17 protein-coding genes are annotated in these 20,928 nt (G+C 65.3%); 12 read left to right on the top strand and 5 right to left on the bottom strand.

Going from position 1 to position 20,928, the window contains the following annotated elements; genetic code table 11:
* Window positions 1-13: 13 nt before the first annotated feature.
* From AADZ55_RS06665 to AADZ55_RS06655, 3 genes are all read left to right on the top strand, one after another.
* Complete coding sequence (locus tag AADZ55_RS06665; protein WP_085323392.1) at window positions 14-1,723, top strand: patatin-like phospholipase family protein; 1,710 nt, start codon at window positions 14-16, stop codon at window positions 1,721-1,723.
* Between the two features lie 144 nt (window positions 1,724-1,867).
* Window positions 1,868-2,425: a hemerythrin domain-containing protein gene (locus tag AADZ55_RS06660; RefSeq protein WP_423202390.1), complete on the top strand. Its 558-nt coding sequence runs from the start codon at window positions 1,868-1,870 to the stop codon at window positions 2,423-2,425.
* A 57-nt stretch (window positions 2,426-2,482) separates the two neighbouring features.
* Window positions 2,483-3,943, top strand: a complete 1,461-nt coding sequence (locus AADZ55_RS06655) for a protein adenylyltransferase SelO (protein WP_085323479.1) — start codon at window positions 2,483-2,485, stop codon at window positions 3,941-3,943.
* Here AADZ55_RS06655 and AADZ55_RS06650 read toward each other — a convergent pair.
* Window positions 3,940-4,815: an LLM class F420-dependent oxidoreductase gene (locus tag AADZ55_RS06650; protein ID WP_085323390.1), complete on the bottom strand. Its 876-nt coding sequence runs from the start codon at window positions 4,813-4,815 to the stop codon at window positions 3,940-3,942. The two genes, AADZ55_RS06655 and AADZ55_RS06650, sit on opposite strands and share 4 nt — an antisense overlap.
* Before the next feature lie 149 nt (window positions 4,816-4,964).
* Here AADZ55_RS06650 and AADZ55_RS06645 point away from each other — a divergent pair, with 149 nt between their 5' ends.
* Window positions 4,965-6,551: an HNH endonuclease signature motif containing protein gene (locus AADZ55_RS06645; RefSeq protein WP_085323389.1), complete on the top strand. Its 1,587-nt coding sequence runs from the start codon at window positions 4,965-4,967 to the stop codon at window positions 6,549-6,551.
* Between the two features lie 13 nt (window positions 6,552-6,564).
* On the opposite strand, the gene AADZ55_RS06640 is transcribed toward AADZ55_RS06645, so the two are convergent.
* Complete coding sequence (locus AADZ55_RS06640; RefSeq protein ID WP_085323388.1) at window positions 6,565-7,857, bottom strand: PucR family transcriptional regulator; 1,293 nt, start codon at window positions 7,855-7,857, stop codon at window positions 6,565-6,567.
* Window positions 7,858-7,972: 115 nt separating this feature from the next.
* Here AADZ55_RS06640 and AADZ55_RS06635 point away from each other — a divergent pair, with 115 nt between their 5' ends.
* Genes AADZ55_RS06635 through AADZ55_RS06625 form a run of 3 tightly spaced genes read left to right on the top strand, consistent with a single transcriptional unit; the run spans window position 7,973 to window position 10,520 of the window.
* Window positions 7,973-9,445 carry a WS/DGAT/MGAT family O-acyltransferase gene (locus AADZ55_RS06635; RefSeq protein ID WP_085323478.1) on the top strand — a complete coding sequence of 491 codons (1,473 nt, stop codon included), beginning with the start codon at window positions 7,973-7,975 and terminating at the stop codon, window positions 9,443-9,445.
* A gap of 35 nt (window positions 9,446-9,480) precedes the next feature.
* Window positions 9,481-10,095, top strand: coding sequence for a hypothetical protein (locus AADZ55_RS06630; RefSeq protein WP_085323477.1), 615 nt, complete (start codon window positions 9,481-9,483; stop codon window positions 10,093-10,095).
* A complete protein-coding gene (locus AADZ55_RS06625; RefSeq protein ID WP_085323387.1) occupies window positions 10,092-10,520 on the top strand; it encodes a flavin monoamine oxidase family protein in 429 nt (142 codons plus the stop codon). Before AADZ55_RS06630 ends, AADZ55_RS06625 begins: the two co-directional genes overlap by 4 nt.
* 22 nt (window positions 10,521-10,542) lie before the next feature.
* Here AADZ55_RS06625 and AADZ55_RS06620 read toward each other — a convergent pair whose 3' ends face one another.
* Window positions 10,543-11,520: a DUF808 domain-containing protein gene (locus tag AADZ55_RS06620; RefSeq protein WP_085323386.1), complete on the bottom strand. Its 978-nt coding sequence runs from the start codon at window positions 11,518-11,520 to the stop codon at window positions 10,543-10,545.
* A 230-nt stretch (window positions 11,521-11,750) separates the two neighbouring features.
* Between AADZ55_RS06620 and AADZ55_RS06615 the strand changes: the two genes are divergently transcribed.
* On the top strand, window positions 11,751-11,888 hold the full coding sequence (locus tag AADZ55_RS06615; protein ID WP_165759324.1) for a hypothetical protein: 138 nt from the start codon (window positions 11,751-11,753) through the stop codon (window positions 11,886-11,888).
* A gap of 21 nt (window positions 11,889-11,909) precedes the next feature.
* Here AADZ55_RS06615 and AADZ55_RS06610 read toward each other — a convergent pair whose 3' ends face one another.
* Both AADZ55_RS06610 and AADZ55_RS06605 read right to left on the bottom strand, forming a co-directional pair.
* A complete protein-coding gene (locus AADZ55_RS06610) occupies window positions 11,910-15,242 on the bottom strand; it encodes a serine/threonine-protein kinase (RefSeq protein WP_085323385.1) in 3,333 nt (1,110 codons plus the stop codon).
* Window positions 15,243-15,301: 59 nt separating this feature from the next.
* Entirely contained in the window at window positions 15,302-16,336 is a 1,035-nt protein-coding gene (locus tag AADZ55_RS06605) for an AraC family transcriptional regulator (protein ID WP_085323476.1), read from the bottom strand.
* Between the two features lie 124 nt (window positions 16,337-16,460).
* Here AADZ55_RS06605 and AADZ55_RS06600 point away from each other — a divergent pair, with 124 nt between their 5' ends.
* The 4 genes from AADZ55_RS06600 to AADZ55_RS06585 are packed head-to-tail and all read left to right on the top strand — an operon-like array spanning window position 16,461 to window position 20,822.
* Window positions 16,461-17,951 (top strand): flavin-containing monooxygenase, encoded by a 1,491-nt coding sequence (locus tag AADZ55_RS06600; RefSeq protein ID WP_085323384.1) that lies wholly within the window; start codon window positions 16,461-16,463, stop codon window positions 17,949-17,951.
* Window positions 17,952-17,956: 5 nt separating this feature from the next.
* A complete protein-coding gene (locus AADZ55_RS06595) occupies window positions 17,957-18,871 on the top strand; it encodes an alpha/beta hydrolase (protein ID WP_085323383.1) in 915 nt (304 codons plus the stop codon).
* A complete protein-coding gene (locus AADZ55_RS06590) occupies window positions 18,868-19,719 on the top strand; it encodes an SDR family NAD(P)-dependent oxidoreductase (RefSeq protein WP_085323382.1) in 852 nt (283 codons plus the stop codon). Before AADZ55_RS06595 ends, AADZ55_RS06590 begins: the two co-directional genes overlap by 4 nt.
* Window positions 19,716-20,822, top strand: coding sequence for an NDMA-dependent alcohol dehydrogenase (locus AADZ55_RS06585; RefSeq protein ID WP_085323381.1), 1,107 nt, complete (start codon window positions 19,716-19,718; stop codon window positions 20,820-20,822). The genes AADZ55_RS06590 and AADZ55_RS06585 overlap by 4 nt, the downstream gene beginning before the upstream one ends.
* Window positions 20,823-20,928 lie beyond the last annotated feature (106 nt).

Raw genomic sequence — 20,928 nt, 5'->3', positions numbered from 1 at the left:
AAGATTGGTCCTCATGCAGATCCCCTTCGCCGACGCGGTGCGCACCCGCTTCGGGCGCAGCGGGGCCGCGCTCGACCTCGCCGGGGAAATCGAGGGGTTCGAGGATGCGGCTCTCGACGGCGAAGCCGCCGATGCGTCCATCGACACGGTCGAGCTGCCATCGGCCGAGCCGGCGCTGTTGCTGCAAAAAATGGAGAACCGGCTGGTCCGGCACCACCTGGCCGCGCCGGACCTACTGAGCGGCGAGCAGCTGCGCAGGCTGCGGTACATCCTGAATTTCGCCAGACTCGCCGACTTCGAACCGGGGGCCGCGGGTCCGGGCGGGAGCCGCGGGCGCGGGGACCTCTCGGTCGGCGCCGAAATCGCGCCGTGGCGATCCAGGGTCACCGATGCCCTGCACGAACCACTGCGCGCGCAGCGAGATCCGGTCACCGCCCTGACTACGGCCCGAGACGTGCTGGAGCGTCTGGTCGACGATCAAGACGAGCAACGCCAGGTACTGATCGAGCGCCACCGGAACGACCTCTCCCCGGCCGAACTGGACGCGGAGGTCGGCTACAAGAAACTCGTCACGGTCCTCGGCGGCGGCGGCGGTGCGGGTTTCGTCTACATCGGTGGCATGCAACGGGTGCTAGAGGCTGGCCAGGTGCCCGACTACATGCTCGGTTCGTCGTTCGGGGGGATCATCGCCGCCGTTGTCGGCCGCACCCTGCCGGTGCCCATCGAGGAATACGTCGACTGGGCGAAAACAGTGTCCTACCGAGCCATCCTCGGGCCCGAACGGCTGCGCCGCCGCCACGGCCTCGCCGGCATGTTCTCGCTGCGCTTCAATCAGTTCGCCCATGCCATGTTCGGTCGCGAGGACGGGGAACCGATGCGCATGTCGGACCTGGCCATCCCCTTCGAGGCGGTGGTCGCCGGTGTGCGCAAGCGGTCTTTTGATGCCTTGCCCTCAAGGTTTCGCCGCGAAGAGCTAGCGGCACTGCGATTGCGGTTCATCCCGCACTTACCGATCGGCATCGGCCCACAGGTGGCGGCCCGCCTCTGGCAGGCCGCCGCGTTTATCGACTCGCGGGTGGTCAAGGCGGTCGTCCTCGGCGGGGACGACCCAACGCGCGACCTCAATCTGGTCGACGCGGTGTCATTCTCGTCCGCAATCCCCGGTGTGCTGCACCACGAGACGAGCGACCCCGCTATGGTCCCGCTCCTGGACGCCCTGTGCGACGACAACGACATCGCGGCGCTCGTCGACGGCGGTGCGGCCAGCAACGTCCCGGTCGAACTGGCGTGGAAACGCGTCCGCGATGGCAAGCTCGGCAGCCGCAACGCGTGCTATCTGGCGTTCGACTGCTTCCACCCACAATGGGACCCGCGACACCTCTGGCTGGTCCCGATCACCCAGGCAATCCAGCTGCAGATGCTACGCAACGCGCCCTACGCCGACCACCTCGTCCGCTTCGCGCCGACACTGTCGCCGGCGAACCTGGCTCCCTCCGTCGCGGCGATCGACCGCGCATGCGAGTGGGGGCACAGCAGCGTTGACCGAGCGATTCCGGTGGTGTCGGCGCTGTTGGAGCCGACGTGGTGGGAAGGCGATCGCCCTCCGGTCGCCGAGCCCAAGGCGCGGGCGAAGTCGGTGGCATCCTCGATGAGCGCGGTGATGGCCGCGATTCAGTTGCCGACGGGCCGCTTCGCCCGATGGCGAAGTCGCCACCTGACCTGACCCGAACTTCGGCAATGGCCGTCGCGAGGACGCTGCCACGAGCGTTTTGGGGCGGCCCGGTCGGGGTATGCGACGTTAGCGGCGCAGCGCCCACAGCCCGCATGTCAACAGTCCCTCCATAGGAGGTGTATCGGCGTGTCCGAAATGATCATTCAATCACCCGACGAAGTCATCGCATTTCTCAAAGCACAGCACAACCTCATCGAGGACATGTTCGATGAGGTGCTGTATGCGTCCGATCCGCAAGCGCGCGAGAAGCCGTTCATCCGGTTGCGCCAATTGCTTGCCGTACACGAAACAGCCGAAGAAATGTTGGTGCATCCCCGGGTGCGTCGCGAGTTCAAGGCGGGCGACGCGATTGTTGATTCCTTTTTGCAGGAAGAGCATGCCGCGAAGGAGCACCTCTCAAGGATCGAGGGGCTCGACATCACCTCACCGCAGTTCATCGACGAACTAACCAACCTGCGCCAAGCGGTGCTGACCCATGCCGAACATGAGGAGCTCGAGGAGTTCCCCAAGTTGCAAAAAGAGGTCGAGCCCGACGACCTCAAGCGGATGGGAACCGCCGTGCGAGTCGCTGAGGCGATCGCCCCAACCCGGCCACATGCCGGTGTGGAATCGGCGAAGCTGAACTTGGCCATTGGACCGTTCGCCTCGATGCTCGACCGCGCCCGCGATTTGATCCAAAAAGCCATCGGCTAGCAGCGCATCTCGGTTTGGGCCGACTGACCGAATTCGGCGCTCCGTAATGTGGGTGAGGTGAGCCGTGCAACGAATACGACACCGGATATCGCCGTCGCATTGCAGGACCGGTTCGCCCGCGAGCTGCCCGAGCTGGGCGTGCGTTGGCAAGCCGAGGTACCACCCGAAGCAAAGCTGCTGGTGCTCAACGAGCCGCTGGCCGCGCAGCTCGGCCTCGACGCTACCTGGCTGCGCAGTGCCGACGGGCTGCGGTTCCTGGCGGGCAACCTGCTTCCCGCTGGTGCCGCTCCGATAGCCCAGGCCTACAGCGGGCACCAGTTCGGCGGCTTTGTCCCGCGGTTGGGCGACGGGCGAGCGTTGCTCCTGGGCGAGCTCGTCGACGCCGAGGGACGCGCTCATGACATCCACCTCAAGGGTTCCGGGCGTACCCCATTCGCGCGCGGTGGTGACGGCCTGGCCGTGGTGGGTCCGATGCTGCGCGAATACGTCGTCAGCGAGGCGATGCACGCTTTGGGCATCCCGACGACGCGCTCCCTGGCCGTGCTGGGCACGGGGCGCCCGGTTCAGCGGGAGGAACGGCAACTGCCCGGCGCCTTGCTGGTGCGTGTCGCGAGCAGTCATCTGCGCGTGGGGAGCTTCCAATATGCCTCCGCGACTGGCGATATCGATCTGTTACGCCGCCTCGCCGACCATGCGATCGCCCGCCACCATCCCAGCGCCGCCGAGTCCGAGCGCCCATATCTGGCACTGTTCGAAGCGGTGGTTGCCGTCCAGGCGTCGTTGGTTGCCGAATGGATGCTGATCGGGTTCGTACACGGGGTGATGAACACCGACAACATGACGATCTCCGGCGAAACCATCGACTATGGGCCCTGCGCCTTCATGGAGGCCTACCACCCCGAAACCGTCTTCAGCTCAATCGATTTCTGGGGACGCTACGCCTACGGCAATCAGCCAACGATTGCCCAGTGGAACCTCGCCCGGTTCGCCGAGACGCTGCTGCCGTTGTTCTCCGATGATGTCCAGGAAGGGATCGCGCTCGCGGAGCAGGCATTTGGTGGATTCCGCCAGTACCAGGCCGCCTGGGCATCAGGCATGCGCGCCAAGCTTGGTCTGTCCGTAGACCTAGCCGACAAGGTCGTCACGCCGCTGATCGACGAGTTGCTCCGGCTGCTGCAGGACAGCCGCGCCGACTACACCTCGTTCTTCCGTCGCCTCGGTCAAGCGGCCCGTGGCGATGAGCGATTCGTCGACCTCGCGCCGTTCGATGATTGGCTGTCGCGCTGGCGAGAGCTGGGTCCGGACGCCGAATTGATGGACCGAGTCAACCCGATCTACATTCCCCGCAATCACCTGATCGAGGAGGCGCTGACCGCGGCGACGGCCGGCGATCTCGATCCGGTCACGCGGCTGACTGATGCGGTCACCGCCCCCTATGCGGAACGAGCGGATCTGGCGCGCTACGCCAGCCCCGCCCCAGCGGATTTCGGCGCCTACCGAACCTTCTGCGGCACTTAAGACGGCTGGCGCAGACCCAGTCCGTCAGCGGCGGCGGCCAACGCCGCGAGATGCTCATCGACCGACGCGAATCCCGCACGCATCGTGTTGATCGACACGTGCGTCGCGCCGGCATCCCGCCACCGCCCGACCTCGTCGAGCAGTGCGTCCACGCCCGCCGGGCCGCAGGACGCTCGACCCTGCATACCGACTGCCGCTGGGTCCCGTCCGGCTTCCGCCGCCGCGGCGTCGACCATGGCCTTGGCCGCCTCGAGGTCCGCGCCCGGCGATACCATCGGAAACCATCCGTCGCCGAGACGCCCGGCGCGCCGAAAGGCGCGCGGTGACGCGGCTCCAAACCAGATCGGGATGGGACGCTGAACCGGCAACGGAGCTAATCCGGCACCGGTCACTCGTTCACTCGGCCCGTCGTGGGTGACGGTCCGTTCGGTCCACAACCGCCGCATCAGTGCGACCTGCTCTTCGCTTCGTGCGCCGCGGTTGGAAAAGTCCTCGCCCAGTGCTTCGTACTCGACTGGGTTCCAACCCAATCCGACGCCCAGGCGGAACCGGCCATTCGTGAGCAGATCCACCTCGGCCGCTTGTTTGGCCACCAACACCGTCTGACGCTGCGGAAGAATGATGATGCCGGTGACCAGCTCGAGCGCGGTGATCGCGGCGATGTAACCGAAGAGCACAAAGGGTTCGTGAAACGTCGTATCGATGTCGTACGGGCCGGCCCAGCCCCGATGGATCGCCGGATCGGCGCCAACCACATGGTCATAGGCAAGCAAGTGCGCATAGCCGAGTTGCTCGACCCCTTGGGCGTAGGCGCGCGCCGCGCCGACGTCACCGCCGAGCTCGGTCTGCGGGAAGACCACACCGATCTGCATCAAGTTCGTACCAATCTGTCGGAGAATGTCTTGCGTCAAGATTTCGCGACCTGGCCATCGCAGTCACGCCCGTTCCACATGCGCCTTCCATTGAACCCGGCGACCCTGCCAACAAGCGCGAGGCAGTGGAGTCTGATAGTATCGAACATATGTTCGATACTATCAGACATCTCGACCCTGCCGCCCTGGTGGGGGTGGTCGAGTCGACCCATCGTGCGGAGTCGGTGCTGGTGGCGCGGCGGATGGCGGCGGTGGCGGGGTTGCTGCGGCATCGGTTGGCCGCGGCCCAGCGCGCCGAGCAGGAGCGCGGCTATGCCTCCCTTGATGGGCATGACCAGACGGCGGCCGAGGTGGCCGCGGCGATGAACCTGTCGCCGACGGCGGCCAGCTATGTGGTGCTGTATGCCGAGACCCTCGATAAGCGGCTGCCCGAGATCGCCGCGCTGTTGGCTGAGGGGCGCACCGATTGGCGCACGGTGCGGTTGATCATCACCCGCACCGAGCTGGTGAGCGATGCGGCGCTGATCGCGGCGCTGGATCGGTCGCTGGCCGCGCGGATCGGCCGTTGGCACAGCTGGTCCAAGCAGCGGATCAGCAACGCCGTGGATGCCGCCGTGCGCGCCGTCGACGCCGACGCGATCCGGGAGCGCCGGAAGACCCAGGAGAACAACCGCTATATCGGCATCACCGCATTGGCCGACGGGTTGGCCGAAATCTACGGCACGGTGGCCGCTACGGCCGCCACGGCGTTCGACAAACGGTTGTCCCAGCTGGCCACGCAGGTCTGCACGGCCGATCCGCGGACGATGGATCAGCGCCGCGCTGACGCATTGGCCGCCCTGGCCCAAGGCCGCAACTTGGCGTGTACGTGTGGGCAACCCGACTGCCCCGCCGAGTCCGACACCGTCGCAGAGCCGGTTGGTGCGCGGGTGGTGATCAATGTGGTCGCCAGCCAGCACACCGTCGAGGGCACCAGTACGGCGCCGGGCTATCTGGAGGGCTACGGGGTGATCGACGCCGACCAAGTGCGCCAGTTGGTGGCCGCCGCGGCCCAGCATGTCATCAATCCCTACAGCAGCCGGGTGGACGCTTTGCGGTATCAGCCCTCCGCGGCTCTGGAACGCGCGGTGCGGTGCCGGGACCTGACGTGCCGCTTTCCCGGCTGTGGCCGCCCGGCCATGCGCTGCGATGTCGACCACACCGTACCGTTCAATCACCAGGATCCCGCCGCGGGTGGGTGGACGGTGTTTGAGAACCTGAAATGCCTTTGTCGCCAACACCATTTGCTGAAAACGTTTGGTGGGTGGCGCGATCAGCAGCTAGCCGATGGCACGGTGATCTGGACCTCACCGACCGGGCAGACCTATCGCACCGCACCGGCCGGGGTGGATCTGTTCCCCGGTGCCGGCAGGCCGGCGTGCGCCCCACCAATCCCCAACCGGCGCAGCCGCTCCAAACAGCGTGCTAGCCGTATTGCTCAGCAGCGCAAGCACAACCGGGAACAGCGCCCGATCAACGAGCAGCTGCGCTGGCTGGAGGCAGCCCGCAAGCAGGAGATCGCGGACCGTCGGTTCCGTAATCACATGCGCGACATGCTGTTTCTGTTCAAAGGCAAACACAGCACCAGCCCGTTCTGCGCTTGGATCAACGATCCCCGCGAACCCGAAGAACTACCCCCAGACTGGGAGCCCGACAAACCCTTCCCGGCACCCCTCCCGGCCGAACCACCGTTCTAGCACTGCTCCGGGCCTAGGGAGACACCCCCACATCGGCTGGCTCGGCGACGAGATCGACAAGGGAAAGTGCGACGCGTAACTCGAGAGTGCGCTTCTCCAACGATCTCCCCAAGGTCTGCTCTGCTTGACGGATGCGGTAGGCGACGGTGTTCTCATGGACGTGTAGTCGCTTGGCGGTTCGCCCACGGCTACAGTTCTCATCAAGATAGGTCCGTAACGTCGCGGCGAGGCGGCGGGTGGTTTCATCGTCGGATCCCAAGCGGCCCAATTCCCGTCGCACGAAGGTCCGCGCTTGTTCGATGTCAACTGTGGCGATGGCGCCCAGCGAGGCGTTGTGGTAGCGGGTGACGCCCCCTACGGGGCGCGCGGCTAGCACTGCGACTCGTTGCGCCTCGAGCGCCTCGACGTGGCTGGCGCGAAATCCCGCGATGCCGCGCGCGGGTTCGCCAATGGCGACCCGGACGCCGGGCGCGGTCGCGGTCGCAAACCGCAACTCGTCGAGGACTTTTGACGGCACATCGCCGTGGGAGCTGATCCAGGCCGCCACCGACAGGATACCAAGGGAATGCACCAGAGGTTTCCGGTTGCCGATCATCGCGGCGACGTCGCGGATGGCGGCTTCCAGAATCGCCTGGGTGTTACGCCCTTCTTCGTGAGATTCGAGCCAGGCTATGGCGGCGACGTGTACCCGGCCAACCTCGTAGCGAAGCCGCCGGCTCGCAACATCGGCGTCGATGGGTTGTCCGGCAAGGATGGTACGGATCGTCTCGGCCTGATTCGCGGCGGCGCTGCGCAGCCATCGGTCGCGCTCGGCGGCATAAACCTCCTCGACCAAACACAGCGCGGCGTCCACATAAGCGAACATCCAAGCCGAACCGAGCTCCGACGCCAGTCTTAGCTCGTCCGCGTTGCGTGCGTGGACATCCAAGGTCGCGTTGAAGTGCCGAGCTGTTGCGGCGTGGGCGAGCCGATAGCTGCGCATCAAGGTGGTCAGCGGTATGCCTTGTTGCGCACCGTCTTGCGCGTACGCGAGGGTCGGTGAGCCAAGGCGTGCCGCCTCGTATGGGTCGGCTCCGGCCAGCAATACCTCGGCGAAGTCGCGAATGCTGGCTTCGGTGCTGGCCCGGTTTACTTCGAGCGCCTCCGCGCTGGCCAGCAGGTCTGGCAACCGCTCACTGGTGTAACTGGTCACCGCGGCCGCGATATCACTGGCGCGTTCGGACAATTCGGCCGCGGCCGGCCGCAGCACGGTCGACCAAACCCGCCGCTCGTCATCGCCCCGCGCAGCGCTCCACTCCGGCTCCATGTCTGCACGGTAACGCCGTGGTTAGCCCAGTGGTGCGGATATTCGACAACGGTGGGGTAGCGCATTGGCGGTTGCAGACAAGCGCACGGCGGCGGGCGCGACGGACGATCGTGGCATGCGACAACTCACCAGCCTCGACACCCAGTTCCTCGCGATGGAAAACGCCCGCGTCCAAGGGCACGTCAGCGTGCTGGGGACATATGATCCCATGACCACTTCGGGACGGCCGCTGGATGCGGCGCTGGTCCGCGAGCTGATCAGCGATCGATTGCATCTGTTGCCCACCTTCCGTTGGCGGCTCGCGCAGGTGCCGTTCGCGCTCGACTATCCGTATTGGGTTGACGACGGCACGTTCGACGTCGAGTACCACGTCCGGGAGCTCGCGTTGCCTTCTCCGGGCGACCAGCGGCAACTCGCCGAGCAGGTGGCGCGCATCATCGGCCGGCAGCTCGACCGGGCACGCCCGCTCTGGGAGGTGTACGTGATCCACGGTCTTGCCGACGGTGCGGTCGCGGTTCTGACGAAAATGCATCACGCCGCCGTCGATGGAGTCTCGGGCGCCGAGGTGATGAGCATCCTGCTCGATGACACCACCACAGGGCAACGGGATTCGACGCCCACGGTCGCCGCGGAGACCTTCCCGTCCGAGGTGGAAATGCTTGGCCGCGGTCTGGCCGGCCTGCTGCGCCAGCCGCTGCGGGTGCTGCGTGCCGGCCCCACGACATTGCCGCATCTCGACGACGTACCGACGATTGGACATCTGCCCGGAGTCAAGGCGATCGCCCGCAGCAGCCGGCTGCTCAAGCGAGCGCTGCCGACCGGGTCGAACGGCGCCGCCGTGCGGGGCCGCAACGTCGTGGCCCCGCGCACTCGATTCCAGGCGCGGGTGTCCCCGCACCGGCGCGTTGCTTTCGGTTCGCTGTCACTGGCGGAGGTCAAGACGATCAAGAACACGTTCGGGTGCACCGTGAATGACGTTGTCCTTGCGATCTGCACCGCCGGCTTGCGCGCTTGGCTTGACGAGCGGGGCGAACTGCCGACCGAACCCCTTGCGGGTTTCATCCCGATGTCGGTCCGAACTGCCGAACAGATGGGCACATTCGGCAATCGGGTGTCGGTGATGATCGCCGAGCTGCCGACCGACTCGGCCGACCCGGCGGAGCGTCTGCGCCGGATCAACGAGTCGATGCGGGCGGCAAAGGAGCGTCACCGCGCGCTGCCGGCGTCGCTGCTGCAGGACGTCAATCACTTTATTCCGCCAGCCCTTTTCGCACAGGCGGCACGAGCCACTTCCCGATTGGCCAGCGTGCGCGGCATCAATCAACCGGCCAACGTCATGATTTCGAATGTCCCCGGGCCGTCGGCCCCGCTGCATCTCGGCGGCGCGAAGCAACGCGCACAGTTCCCGGTCTCCGGAGTCGTTGACGGGATCGGCATCAACATCACCGTGATGAGCTATCAGGATTCGCTTGAGTTCGGGATTGTCGTCGATCGCGAGATGGTCGACGACCCGTGGCCAATCCTGGACGCGTTACGCGCCGGGATGGACGAACTGCGTGAACTGGCCAGCCGCCACGCTCGCGCGTGACCAGCCTGATGCACCAACTAGGAAAGGAAACCAGCATGAGCCGCTTCGACATCACTCAGACCAACCGCGCCGTGGAGCGCTTGATCGAGACGACCGAGAACCCGCGCCATCGCTATCTCCTGCACGCCTACAACCGGCACCGCTACTTGGAGATGGCCGGCCGCTACCAGGAGATCTTCGCTCCGGAGATGACGGTCGAGAAGCCCGTCTACCACTTCAACATGCTCGGCAAGACCCTGACGCTCGAAGGCGCCGAGGCAGTTGAATCCGTGTACCACATGTGGGCCGAAACAGCACAGTGCATCTTCTACGTCGACGAAGAGAAACTGGCGGTCAGCGACAACATGATCGTCTCGAGCTCGGTGATGTACCAGCAGACGCCGGGTGCCATCCTGGCCGCCGAGGGCGCGCCGGTCGACCCCGACGCGATGTACCTGGTGAAGACCGCCGAGCACATGATCTGGCCCTACGACGACCGGGGCCGTTTGGTCGGCGAGGACGTCTGGGAGTACGACGAAACGGTTCGTGAGTTCGTCCGGCTCGATCCGGTCGATGTCCTCACCGTCGCGCAGTCCTCGAAGTTGCTCGAACCCCTGATCAAGCCGCTACCCGACCACAACCCGTTCCTCGGCGAGCCGGTACGAGCATGACGCAGGAATTCTGCACCGACAACATCCTCGATGTGGTGGTGATCGGCGCCGGCTTTTCCGGCCTGGCCGCCGCCCGTGCATTGCGTCAAGGCGGACTGCGACGCATGGCCGTGATCGAGGCGCGCGACCGCGTGGGCGGCCGTGTCTGGAACGCCGAAGTCGCGGCGGGGCATACCGTCGAGATGGGTGCCGCCTGGGTCGGACCGGGGCAATCGGCGGTGATCGATCTCGCCAAGGAACTCGGGCTGGGTCTGCGCCCGCAATTCAATCGCGGCGACACCTTCATCGTCGTCGACGGCCGGCCGACGCGCGTGCCGACGACGGAGAGCCCGATCACCAACGAGGATTTCGTAGGCAACCTTGATCGACTCGCGGAAACGGTGCCCGTCGATGCGCCGTGGGGCGCGGCGCGCGCCGACGACTAGGACGCGATGACGTTCGCCGACACTATGACCCCGACCGCGATCCCATGTCCTTCGTCGGCGTGGCGACCCAGGATTCGTGCCTACCGGTCCGGCGGCCGAAGGCCACCAGGTGCATGAGGGCGACGACCAAGGCTCCGACCACCACTCCGATCACCGCGGATACCCCGGTGTTGATCAACCAGGCCAACACGCCACCGACGGACTCGACAGCGTGGTGAACGTGCTCCTCGAGGTGAAGCACCAAGCCATACGGCGTGTGCCAGCCGAGGTGGTGGCTGCCGACCAGGAGGATGTGGCCGCCCACCCAAAGCATTGCGACGGTCCCCACCACCGAGAGCATTGAAAGCAGCTTGGGCATCCCGGCGACCAGGCCCCGGCCGACCTTCTGCCCGAAGCGGGAGGTGGTCTGGGCGAGGCGCAGTCCGATGTCGTCCATCTTGACGATGCCGGCGACGACGCCGTATACCGCGGCGGTGATGACCACGGCCACGACGACGAGGATGACGAGCCGTTGCACGAACGGCGACTCGGCCACCTCGTTGAGGGCGATCACCATGATCTCGGCGGACAGGATGAAGTCGGTCCGGATCGCCGAGGTCACCATGTGGTCTTCGCCGCCGGGTCGCGCAGCATCGCCGTCATGACCGCGGATGGCGGCCCAGACCTTCTCAGCGCCTTCGTAACACAGGTAGGCGGCACCCAGCATCAGGATCGGAAACATCAGCCACCCCACGAACTGACTGATCAGCAATCCGCCGGGCAGGATGAACAACAACTTGTTGCGCAGGGAGCCGATCCCGATGCGCTTGATGATGGGCAACTCGCGCTCGGCGGCGATCCCGCGGATATATTGCGGCGTCACGGCGGTGTCGTCGATGACCACGCCGGCGGCCTTTGCTGTCGCGCGGCCGGCGGCGGCGCCGATGTCGTCAACCGAAGCGGCGGCCAGCCTCGCCAGCGCCGCGACGTCGTCCAAGAGCCCCAACAGACCCGCACTCATCGCGTCTTCTCCCGCATCGCGTCGGAGACTACCCGGGTACCACCACGGCGGCATTCTGGTGTGTCGGAAAATGACAAAAATGCGTCGGGAAATGTCAATACCCGCGGCCGCACCATCGGCGATCCTATTTGTGCACGACACTTCATCCGAATTCCTGGCCCCGAGCGGATCTTTCGCGACCCGCTTATAGAAATTTACCGATCCGCCCTGCGGAGAAAGCTGAGTACACCATGCTCCCGATCGCCATGATCCTGTTTATCGTCATGCTCCCGGTTCTCATCCCAGCCGCCGTGAGCGCGGTCGGCGCGATCGCCGACGCCCGCCAGCGGCGGCGTGAACGGATTACCAACACGCCAGCGGTCGCCTGACGGAGCGCGCCGCGAGCGGCGTTACGCGAGGCCCGCATCGACCAGCAGACGTGACACCCCGGCTTCGGCACACTGCGCGGCTACCGGCCCCAGAGCGATTCGGGCGTCGTCTTCCCGGCGGGCCGCCGTGAGGGTTTCGATCCGGAGCACTTGCGCCTGCAGCGCAGCCAGCGGTCGGCGCTGGCAATCGATCGCAGCGACCAGATCGGTGGCCCGTCGGCAGGCTTGCTCGTGGTCGTCCGCAGAAACGCTTGCGGACAGTAGGCGAACGGCGGAGTCCTCGTCGAGTTCGGCCGTCATCGTGGCGATTCCATTGTCGCGAGGGATAGTGCGGGGCGACCGCAAACTGGCGGCAAGCCCCGGAGGTAGGTCGATTCCCAGCCGGATGCGCTCGTTGTTGATCCGGGCGGCAAGGCGGGGCAGCCGCAGGTGAACTGCGGCCGTTGCCCCGGCGGCAAGGCGATCAGCCGCCGCACCGAGATCCCCCTGACCCGCCTTGATCCGCGCACCGATCACATACCTGGCGGCCAAGTAGTCCACCGCTCCACCGTCGGACCCGAGCAGATAGCTTTCCTCCACAAGACGCGCGGCCTCGGCCACCCCGCCCGTCTCGTAGAGCAATTCGCCGAGAAGCGAACCCGCGAGCCGGGCCGCGTGCGAATGGGTTCCGACTCCGGTGCCAATCTCGTACGCTTCCCAGAGGTTCTCCAGTGCCGCGGGAATATCGAGGCGATACTTCGCGGCCAGGCCCCGATAGCAGCGCCCATAAACGGTGGAGAACGGCCCCATCATCTCCTGATAGGGCGCGGCCCAGTCAAGCAACCGGTCGGCGGCATCGAAGTCGAAGCGGCAGATCGCGGCAAACGCCGCGACGTTACCTGCGGACCCAGCCACCCGCGGATGGAAAGTGTCCGGTCTCGACATCGCCTCTGCGACCAACTCGTCGACACGCTCAACCCGATCGGCTAGGGCTTCGGCGACTGCTCGCAGCACGTCTGCCTCAGCGCGCAGATCCGCACGCACCCGGTCAGCGAGGTCTGCCCGGCCCAAGGCCGCTTCGAAACGATCAAGCGCGCCGTCGGTGTGCGCCGAACGCTGCAACAGGATGTTCGCCCACGCGATCACGAGCTGGAGCAGAGGCCGCGGAACCACCAGTTGTTGCGGCAGCTTTTTCACGATTCCGAGCAACGTCGTCATCTTGGATTGCTCCAGCAAGTTCGACTCATCCTGCTCGACAAGATCAACGGCACGGGCTGGATCGCCCGCGGCCAACGCATGATCGACGGCCTCGTTGAGAAAACCGTTCTTGGCGAACCAGGCCGAAGCGGTGCGGTGCAGTTCTTCGATCCCGTCGGGCCGATCACGTTCGAGGCGACGGCGCAGAAACTCGGCGAACATCTGGTGGAAGCGGAACCACTTTGGGTCGTCGTCGATCCGCTGCAGGAACAGGCCGCGCTGCTCGACCTCTTCCAGCCATGACTGCCCATTGGTCACCCCCGCCAGCACGGCGGCCAGCCCGCCGCAGGTCCGCTCGGTGATGGACGTGACCAGTAGGAACTCACGCAGATCGGGGTCGAGGGTGTCCAATACGTTCTCGCCGAGGAATTCGCGGATCACTTCGCTGGCGCCGGAAAGTCGGCCCACGAGGCTGCTCGCATCGCCGCCGCCGCGCAGCGACAACGCGGCCAGCTGCAGGGCCGCGGCCCACCCATCGGTCGATGTGGTCAACGCCTCCACATCGCCGCGCGACAGCTCTAGGCCGCCCACCTCGTTGAGCAATGAGGCCGCCTCGTCGGTATCGAAACGCAAAGCATCGGAATCGATCTCGACCAACTCGTCACGAACTCGCAATCTGCCCAGCGGCAATCCTGCGCGAGACCAGCTAGTGACGATGACCTGTAGGTGGTGACATGCGTTGTCCAACAGGAACCCCAGGGCGGCGCTAGTTTGGCTGTCGGACACCCGATGCCAGTCGTCGACTACTACCGTGATTTGGTCGTCCTGTTGGTGGATTTCGTCGATGAGCGACGTCAATACGTAGCGGCACGCGTCAGCGCCGTGCTCTTCGAGCAGCTGCCCCAACGACTCGGCGAGGGCGGGGCGGACCCGCCGAATCGACTCGAGTAGATGCGCCAGAAACCACACCTCGTTGTTGTCATCGTCGTCGACCGTCAGCCAGGCGACCGTGACGCCGTCACTGGACAGTTCCGCACGCCATTGCGCCGCCAGCGTGCTCTTGCCGCACCCCGAGGGTGCGTGGATGAGGATTAGCCGTCGCCGTCCACCGCCGCGAAGGATGTCGGTGAGCCGGGTGCGGGCGACCAGTGACCTGGTGGGGATCGAGGGCCGGTACTTCGTCGCGGGTGTCGGGGGCGTCTGGAACGTCGGGGTGCCGATCGTGTCCCGATGAACAGAGCGTGCCGCGGACGACTTTCGGCGTTCCACACCGAGCTCGACGGGGCAGGGCATCTCGTCGACGGCGACACCGTTGCGACGCTGAACTGCACGAAGCTCTTCGCCAAATGCTGCAGCGGTCGCCGGACGATCCGACGGATCCCTAGCCATCGCCTGTTCGATGATCTCGGCTAGGTCGCTCGGCACGCCCTTCATCTCCACCTCTGGGGTGGGCTGCGAGGTCACTCGCAAAAACTGAGCGACTACCTGCTCGCCGGAGCGGCGCTCGAACACCGCATGACCGGTCAGCAGACAGAACAACGTCGCACCCAGCGAATACACGTCCGATGCGGGCGTCGGCGACCTGCCCTCGAGCACCTCGGGTGCGGTGTAAGCCGGCGAACCGGTAATCACCCCGGTCGCCGTCTCGAAGCCCCCGACGATTCGGGCGATTCCGAAGTCGGTCAACTGCGGTTCCCCGTAGTCGGTCAGCAGGACGTTCGCGGGTTTCACGTCACGATGCAGTGTTCCGCTGCGGTGCGCGGCTTCCAGCGCCCCCGCGAGTTTCACGCCGATGGTGAGTGTCTCGCTCCAGTCCAGGGGTCCGTGCCGGCGGATCAGTACCTCGAGCGAATCCTTCGCGTGGTACGGCATCACGATGTAGGGCCGGCCACTAGCCAACACGCCTACCTGCAAAACGTTCATGATGTGCGGATGTCCGGAAAGGCGGCCCATGGCGCGCTGTTCGCGTAGGAAGCGGTCGAGATTGTCCGGATCGAGGTCAGTGATCGACACCTTGACGGCAACGACGCGATCGAGCATGGGCTGGGCGCAGCGATAAACGACCCCGAATCCGCCGCGTCCGATCTGCTCGACGTTGTCGAACCCAACCTGATGTAGTTCCGCGGGAATATCGCGAACCAGGTCCCGCCGTGTCGCAAGCGGGTCGACGTCGGTCATCGACGCTCACCATCTCTCGGCCGAGAGGCTTTCACCAGTCAATCGACTCTAATCGCAGGTTACCTGCGGGCGCAGGACGAGGACACCGGTAGGTCGGCTCGGTACTGCCGAGGCGTCTTACCGAACCAGCGTCGACATGAACGGTTGAGCGCGCTCTGTTCGGAATAGCCGAGTAGGACCGCGATCTGGCTCAAGTACAGCCCCGGTTCGGCGAGGTACCTAGCCGCTTGATCGCGGCGTTCCCGCTCGATGAGGTCCTGGCATCGCACACCCTCGACAGCTAGGCGTCGTTGCAGCGTCCGTGGGTGCACGGCGAGTTGGTCCGCGATAGCCTCAGCGCTGCACTGGCCGGTAGGCAGCAGGCGGCGGGCCAGCTCGGACACCTTTTCCGACAGCACTGCGGAGCTCGGCGGGTAATGGGACTCAAGATATTTCGTGGCGATGCGTCTGGTTTCCGGATCCGCATTGTCGATGGGCCTGTCGGCCAGACGACGGGGTACCTCGAACCCACACCACGTCTGCGCGAAGCGCACGGTACAACCCAGCGCATCGTTGTATGCGTCGTCAGAACCCACTTGGTGGTGCATGAACGAGATGACGCGGGCTCGTGCCTGTGGTCCGCCGAGAAAGCGGATCATCCGGACTGCGTTGGCCATGCTCAGCTCGTATCCCTGAAGTGGATACGGAAGCGCCGGATCGGTCACCTCGTAACTGAACTTGATGTTGGATCCTGTCGTGGTTGGCGAAACACTCAACGTCAGGGCCGGCGAATGGACATACAGGTAGCGCCCGATCGCCTCCAACCCGCCGAGCAACGTCTGCGCATTGCGCGCGATCACGGCGATGGGGCCAAGGATGGCAAGGCCCTGCCAGCGCGAAAGGCGAAGTCCGAAGTCCGGACAATCGAGTTCGTCGGCGCTGGCTTCCAGCATCCGAACAAACGCCTCCAAGGACATGAACGCTTCGTCCTGGTGTTCGATGCCCGGCCGGATCTCGAAGCGCTTCAGGAACGGCCGCGGGTCAGCGCCGAGTTCGCGCATCAGATCGGTGTATCCCCACAGGTTGGTGGCGCGGATGAGACTGCCCATGTCAATCACCTCCCTGTCGGGAAATGATAAAAGTGTGTCGCAAGATGTCAAGACTTATCCGCGCAGCCTGAGCGATTCTGTTTCTACCGCGTCCTGCCAGGAAGAGCAGGCTGGAAACGCAAGGATTCCCATGGCTGCAAAACATTTCGACGTCTTGATCATCGGCGCCGGCCTGTCCGGTATCGGTACCGCCTGTCACGTGATGCGCAAGTTCCCCCGCAAAGTCATCGCGGTGCTGGAACGACGTGAAAGGCTGGGCGGTACCTGGGATCTGTTCCGGTACCCCGGAGTCCGTTCGGACTCTGACATGTTCACCTTCGGCTACCAGTTCCGCCCGTGGCAGGACGCGAAGGTACTCGCGGACGGCCCGTCCATCCGGCGCTACATCGCCGATACCGCAGCGGAGTTCGGCATCGACGAGAAGATCCACTATGGCTTGAAAGTTGGCACCGCCGAGTGGTCGAGCCGGCAGTGCCGTTGGACCGTCACCGCCGTGCACGAGGCTACCGGCGAAACGCAGATCTACACCTGCAATTACCTCATCAGCTGCACCGGTTACTACAACTACGACGCCGGTTACCTACCGACCTTCCCCGGCGTGGACCGCTTCCAGGGCCGCTGCATTCATCCGCAACACTGGCCCGAAGACCTGGACTACGCCGGCAAGAAGGTCGTGGTAATCGGCAGTGGCGCGACGGCGGTCACCCTGGTCCCGGCGATGGCCGGCCCCCGCCCCGATTGCGCCGCGCACGTCACGATGTTGCAGCGGTCCCCGTCCTACATCTTCTCGCTGCCGGCAATCGATAAGATCTCCGAAGCGCTGGCACGTTTCCTGCCGGACAGCTGGGTGTACGCGTTCGGCCGCAGGCGCAACATCGCCATCCAGCGCAAGCTCTACCAGGCCTGCCGCCGCTGGCCCAATCTCATGCGACGACTTCTGCTCTGGGAAGTACGACGCCGCCTCGGGCGCTGCGTCGACATGAGCAACTTCACCCCGAACTACCTGCCGTGGGACGAGCGGTTGTGCGCCGTGCCCAATGGCGACCTGTTCAAGGTGCTGGCATCGGGTGCGGCGTCGGTGGTCACCGATCAGATCGACACGTTTACCGAGAGGGGCATCCTGTGCAAGTCCGGTAGCGAACTCGAGGCCGACATTGTCGTCACCGCGACCGGTCTGAACATCCAGATGCTGGGTGGGATACAACTTTTCGTCGACGGCGCACGGTACCAGCTGCACGACCGGATGACCTACAAGGGTGTGCTGCTGGAGAACCTCCCCAACCTGGCATGGATCATCGGCTACACCAACGCGTCGTGGACCCTGAAGGCCGACATCGCCGGCGCCTACCTGTGCCGGCTGTTCCAGCACATGGAGGACAACGGCTACGCGGTGGCAACCCCGCGCGATGCCCAGAACTGCGCGTTGGAAGTCGGCATGTTCGACCAGCTGAACTCCGGCTACGTGAAGCGCGGCCAGGACCTCATCCCGCGCCAGGGTTCCAAACACCCGTGGCAGGTGCTCATGCACTACGAGAAGGACGCAAAGGTTCTGCTCGATGACCCCATCGAAGACGGTGTGCTGCGGTTTGCCGCGACCGTCCGAGACACCGCGGCGGCCTGAGCATCATGAATCTGCGCAAGAGCATCATCCGGTCCGCGTTGCGCGGGGCCCGACCATTGTTCGCATCGCGCCGGCTGGGCGTGGTCGGCCGTCGCTTCATGCTCGCAACGCTCACGGCCGCCGCGCGCGCCCCCAAGGGCACCCGCTTCGAGCGCATCACCATCGCCGGTGTCCCGGTCGAGCGCGTGCAACCGCGTCGGGCTGCAACCAACGGGACACTGGTCTACCTGCACGGAGGCGCCTACGCCCTGGGCAGCGCCAGGGGCTATCGCGGTCTGGTCGCCCAACTCGCCGCGGCGGCCGGCATGACGGCACTGGTCCCCGACTACACCCGCGCACCGCAGGCGACGTATCCGAAGGCCCTCGAGGAAGTGGTTGCGATCTATACCCACCTGTTCGAGGATGGGATCGACCCGAAAATGATCGTGATCGCTGGTGATTCGGCCGGCGGGGGTCTAACCCTGGCGCTGGCCATGGAGTTGCGCGATCGAGGCGTCGAATCCCCGGCCGCACTCGGCTTGATTTGCCCGTGGGCAGATCTCGCCATAGACATCGAGCGCACACGACCGGTACTGCGCGATCCCCTGATTCTTCCGTCCATGTGTGCCGAATGGGCGCCGCGCTACATCGGGTCCTTCGATCCCCGGTCGCCGGGCATCTCTCCGGTGTACGGCGACACGCGCGGCCTGCCGCCGATCGTGCTGCAGACCGCGGGCGACGATCCGATATCCGTCGATGCGGCGAAGATCGAAACCGCTTGTGCCGCTTCCCGAACAGGCCTCGAACATCGACGGTTCGACAGCATGTGGCACGACTTTCATCTCCAGGTCAGTCTGCTCCCCGAAGCGCGCGAGGCGATCACCGACCTCGGAGCAAGGCTGCGCAGTCACCTCCACCAACCACAGGAAGTAGTCAGATGAGTTCATTCGAAGGCAAAGTCGTCGTTATCACCGGGGCCGGCTCCGGCATTGGCCGGGCATTGGCCCTCAATCTCGCGCAGCAGGGCGCAAAGCTCGCGCTCTCCGACATCGACACGGACGGACTAACCGAAACTGTGCGCTTAGCCCAGGCACTCGGCGCGCAGGTGAAGTCGGACCGGCTCGACGTCTCCGAGCGGGAGGCCGTGCTGGCCTACGCCGACGCGGTCGTCGCGCATTTCGGCACGGTCAACCAGATCTACAACAACGCCGGCATCGCATACAACGGCAACGTCGACAGGTGCGAGTTCAAGGACATCGAGCGTATCATCGATGTCGACTTCTGGGGCGTCGTCAACGGGACCAAAGCCTTTCTGCCGCATGTGATTGCGTCCGGGGACGGGCACATTGTCAACATCTCCAGTCTGTTCGGGCTGATCGCGGTACCCGGGCAGAGCGCTTACAACGCCGCCAAGTTTGCGGTGCGCGGCTTCACCGAGGCGCTGCGCGAGGAGATGCTGGTCGCCAAGCACCCGGTCAAGGTGACGTGCGTGCATCCCGGCGGTATCAAGACCGCCGTCGCACGCAACGCCACCGTCGCCGATGGCGAGGATCAGCAGAGCCTTGCGGCGTTCTACGACAAGTGGCTCCTCATCCATTCGCCGGAAATGGCGGCAAAGACCATCGTCAACGGAGTCGCCAAGGGCCGCGCCCGGGTAGTGGTGGGCTTGGAGGCAAAAGCCGTCGATGTGCTCGCCCGAATCATGGGTTCGCCGTATCAGCGGCTGGTTGCCGCCGGCGTGGCGAAATTCTTCCCCTGGGCCAAGCAATTGGAGAGGACACCCCAATGAAAACCACCGCCGCAGTGCTGCTTGAAGCGGGCAAGCCGTTCGAGCTGATGGAGCTCGACCTCGACGGGCCAGGTCCGGGCGAGGTGCTGATCAAATACACCGCCGCCGGACTGTGCCATTCGGACCTGCACCTCACCGACGGCGACCTGCCACCACGGTTCCCGATCGTGGGTGGCCATGAGGGTTCCGGGGTCATCGAGGAGGTGGGCCCCGGGGTCACCAAGGTCAAGCCCGGCGACCACGTGGTGTGCAGCTTCATCCCGAACTGCGGGACCTGCCGCTACTGCTCGACCGGACGGCAAAATCTGTGCGACATGGGTGCCACCATCCTAGAGGGCTGCATGCCGGACGGAAGTTTCCGATTCCATTCCAAGGGAACAGATTTCGGCGCGATGTGCATGCTCGGTACCTTCGCCGAGCGGGCCACCATCTCCCAGCACTCGGTCGTGAAGGTGGACGAATGGCTACCGCTGGAGACGGCGGTGCTGGTTGGCTGCGGTGTGCCGTCCGGGTGGGGCACCGCGGTCAATGCCGGAAACCTCCGGGCGGGCGACACCGCCGTCATCTACGGCGTCGGAGGTTTGGGCATCAACGCGGTCCAGGGCGCAACCTCCGCCGGCTGCAAGTACGTCGTAGTGGTGGACCCCGTGCCGTTCAAGCGCGAGACCGCGCTCAAGTTCGGCGCGACCCATGCCTTTGCCAATGCCGCCAGCGCCGCAACGAAGGTCGACGAACTCACCTGGGGGAAGGGCGCCGACGCGGCGCTGATCCTGGTGGGCACCGTCGACGAAGAGGTGGTCTCGGCGGCGACCGCGGTCGTCGGCAAGGGCGGCACCGTCGTCATCACCGGGCTGGCGGACCCCGCCGAACTCACGGTGCATGTCTCCGGAACCGACCTGACGCTGCACGAGAAGACGATCAAAGGATCACTGTTCGGATCCTGCAATCCGCAGTACGACATCGTGCGGCTGCTGCGGCTCTACGACGCCGGCCAGCTGAAGCTCGACGAGCTCGTGACCACCACCTACACCATCGAGCAAGTGAACCAGGGCTATCAAGATCTGCGCGACGGCAAGAACATTCGCGGCGTGATCGTGCACTGACAAGCCAGGAAAAGGCGTTGAAAGCAATTGAACGAGACCCCTGCCGGTATCTAGGCTGGCCTTGGGGACCCACCGCCCGGCAGGCGCGACAGGAGGCCCGAACATG

Source organism: Mycobacterium decipiens, from assembly GCF_963853665.1.
In the GTDB taxonomy this organism is placed as follows: Bacteria; Actinomycetota; Actinomycetes; order Mycobacteriales; family Mycobacteriaceae; genus Mycobacterium; species Mycobacterium decipiens.
Note: the sequence above shows the minus strand (reverse complement) of the source record. Positions and strands in the feature narration are given on the sequence as shown.

Bases quoted from the DNA above. Each gene is read 5' to 3' on its own strand.
- AADZ55_RS06665 (WP_085323392.1), top strand. From the start codon at position 14: ATGCAGATCCCCTTCGCCGACGCGGTGCGCACCCGCTTCGGGCGCAGC.
- AADZ55_RS06660 (WP_423202390.1), top strand. From the start codon at position 1,868: ATGATCATTCAATCACCCGACGAAGTCATCGCATTTCTCAAAGCACAG.
- AADZ55_RS06650 (WP_085323390.1), bottom strand. From the start codon at position 4,815: ATGCAGATCGGTGTGGTCTTCCCGCAGACCGAGCTCGGCGGTGACGTC.
- AADZ55_RS06645 (WP_085323389.1), top strand. From the start codon at position 4,965: ATGTTCGATACTATCAGACATCTCGACCCTGCCGCCCTGGTGGGGGTG.
- AADZ55_RS06640 (WP_085323388.1), bottom strand. From the start codon at position 7,857: ATGGAGCCGGAGTGGAGCGCTGCGCGGGGCGATGACGAGCGGCGGGTT.
- AADZ55_RS06635 (WP_085323478.1), top strand. From the start codon at position 7,973: ATGCGACAACTCACCAGCCTCGACACCCAGTTCCTCGCGATGGAAAAC.
- AADZ55_RS06630 (WP_085323477.1), top strand. From the start codon at position 9,481: ATGAGCCGCTTCGACATCACTCAGACCAACCGCGCCGTGGAGCGCTTG.
- AADZ55_RS06625 (WP_085323387.1), top strand. From the start codon at position 10,092: ATGACGCAGGAATTCTGCACCGACAACATCCTCGATGTGGTGGTGATC.
- AADZ55_RS06620 (WP_085323386.1), bottom strand. From the start codon at position 11,520: ATGAGTGCGGGTCTGTTGGGGCTCTTGGACGACGTCGCGGCGCTGGCG.
- AADZ55_RS06615 (WP_165759324.1), top strand. From the start codon at position 11,751: ATGCTCCCGATCGCCATGATCCTGTTTATCGTCATGCTCCCGGTTCTC.
- AADZ55_RS06610 (WP_085323385.1), bottom strand. From the start codon at position 15,242: ATGACCGACGTCGACCCGCTTGCGACACGGCGGGACCTGGTTCGCGAT.
- AADZ55_RS06600 (WP_085323384.1), top strand. From the start codon at position 16,461: ATGGCTGCAAAACATTTCGACGTCTTGATCATCGGCGCCGGCCTGTCC.
- AADZ55_RS06595 (WP_085323383.1), top strand. From the start codon at position 17,957: ATGAATCTGCGCAAGAGCATCATCCGGTCCGCGTTGCGCGGGGCCCGA.
- AADZ55_RS06590 (WP_085323382.1), top strand. From the start codon at position 18,868: ATGAGTTCATTCGAAGGCAAAGTCGTCGTTATCACCGGGGCCGGCTCC.
- AADZ55_RS06585 (WP_085323381.1), top strand. From the start codon at position 19,716: ATGAAAACCACCGCCGCAGTGCTGCTTGAAGCGGGCAAGCCGTTCGAG.